The sequence below is a fragment of the Streptomyces sp. NPDC025806 genome (assembly GCF_055558275.1).
In genome coordinates this window covers 1-1,640 of the sequence record NZ_JBVHMU010000051.1, presented here as the reverse complement: position 1 = coordinate 1,640, position 1,640 = coordinate 1, and the positions used below count along the sequence as shown (strand labels likewise).

Sequence of the window (1,640 nt, the reverse complement as noted above, 5' to 3'; positions counted from 1 at the left end):
CACGCCGAGCTGCTTGCCCATCGCGGCGGCGATGTCGGGGTCGATGCCGATCGCGTTGCCCGACTTGTCCTTGAACTCCACCGGGGCGTAGGCGAGATCGGAGCCGACCCGGATGACGCCCTTGTCGCGGATCTCCTTGGGCAGCTTGTCGGCCAGCGGCGCGCTCTTCGACCCTCCGGCGGCCTTGGCGTCGTCGTTCCCGCTCCCGGTCTGGTCGCCGCAGCCGGTCAGCAGGAGTGCGCCTGCGACGGCGACGGCACCGGCCGCGCACAGCCGGGATCTGGCGCCGGCCGCGCGACGGGTGGTCTGTGCGTTCATCTGGGATTCCTCCTGCGGGACAAGAAGGCGGTCGAGGGAGGGCGCCTCGACGCCTTGGAACGGGGACGGTGATGCGTGAGGGGTGCCGTCGTGCTCGCGGGCACGTCGGCAGGCCCGATGCAGATCCGATGCAGGGCGAGTGGCCGCGTCGAGCGGAACGCGGCGGTGAACACTCTCGCTGGGGTGGGGAGAGCGCCGTCAGGCTATTCCGGGAATGGATTCATGCATAGACCTGACGGCTGAATATTCTTCAACCGAGACGGGCCGGGCCCCGCCGGGTTCCGTACCCTGGCCGCATGCGCACGCGCCCCACACTGCACTGGACGCCGCCCGACGATCTACCGCCGGGCACCACGGACTTGGCCCCGCTCGTCGACGTGCTGGGTGCCGGAGGGGTCCTCGTGCTCAGCGGCGCCGGGATCTCCACGCAGTCCGGGATCCCCGACTACCGGGGCGAGGGCGGCAGCCTCAGCCGGCACACGCCGATGACCTACCAGGACTTCACCGCGAGCGCCGGGGCCCGGCGCCGGTACTGGGCGCGCAGCCATCTCGGGCGGCGGACGTTCGTCCGGGCCCGGCCCAATCCGGGGCACCGGGCCGTGGCCGCGTTCGGGCGGCACGGGCTGCTCTCGGGGACGATCACGCAGAACGTCGACGGGCTGCACCAGGCCGCCGGCAGCACGGACGTCGTCGAGCTGCACGGGAGCCTGGACCGGGTCGTCTGCCTGTCCTGCGGCACGTTCAGCCCGCGGGACGAGCTGACCCGGCGCCTGGAGGAGGCCAACCCCGGCTTCGCCCCGGTGGCCGCGGCGATCAACCCGGACGGCGACGCCGACCTCACCGACGAACAGGTCGGCGACTTCCGGGTGGCGCCGTGCGCGGCCTGCGGCGGCGTCCTCAAGCCCGACGTGGTGTTCTTCGGCGAGCCGGTGCCGCCGACGCGGGTCGAGCACTGCCGCGCGCTGGTCCGTGCGGCCACGTCCCTGCTGGTCCTGGGCTCCTCGCTGACGGTGATGTCCGGGCTGCGGTTCGTCCGTCAGGCGGCCGCGGCCGGCACACCGGTGCTCATCGTGAACCGGGACCCCACCCGCGGCGACACCCACGCCCGCACCCGGATCGCCCTCCCCCTGGGCGAGGCCCTGCCCGCCGCGGCCACCCGCCTGGGCGTCCCCATGGACAGGGCGCAGGAGGCGGCGGCCACGGACGCACTCTCGTCCCCGGACGCGCCCTAGGGCGTGTGTCGAAAGTCCCGTCGTCCGCCCGAAGGGCGGGCCCCGCGGTGTCCGGTGCGTGCGATCGCAAGGCGCCGGAGCGTCCTCATA

2 protein-coding genes are annotated in these 1,640 nt (G+C 73.5%); one reads left to right on the top strand and one right to left on the bottom strand.

Annotated elements, in window-relative coordinates; genetic code table 11:
- The coding region (locus ACZ4E1_RS40250) for a transporter substrate-binding domain-containing protein (RefSeq protein WP_467548972.1) at positions 1–318 on the bottom strand (318 nt) is incomplete at its 3' end.
- A 296-nt stretch (positions 319–614) separates the two neighbouring features.
- Here ACZ4E1_RS40250 and ACZ4E1_RS40245 point away from each other — a divergent pair.
- Complete coding sequence (locus tag ACZ4E1_RS40245) at positions 615–1,550, top strand: NAD-dependent protein deacetylase (protein WP_467548970.1); 936 nt, start codon at positions 615–617, stop codon at positions 1,548–1,550.
- Positions 1,551–1,640: the final 90 nt, after the last annotated feature.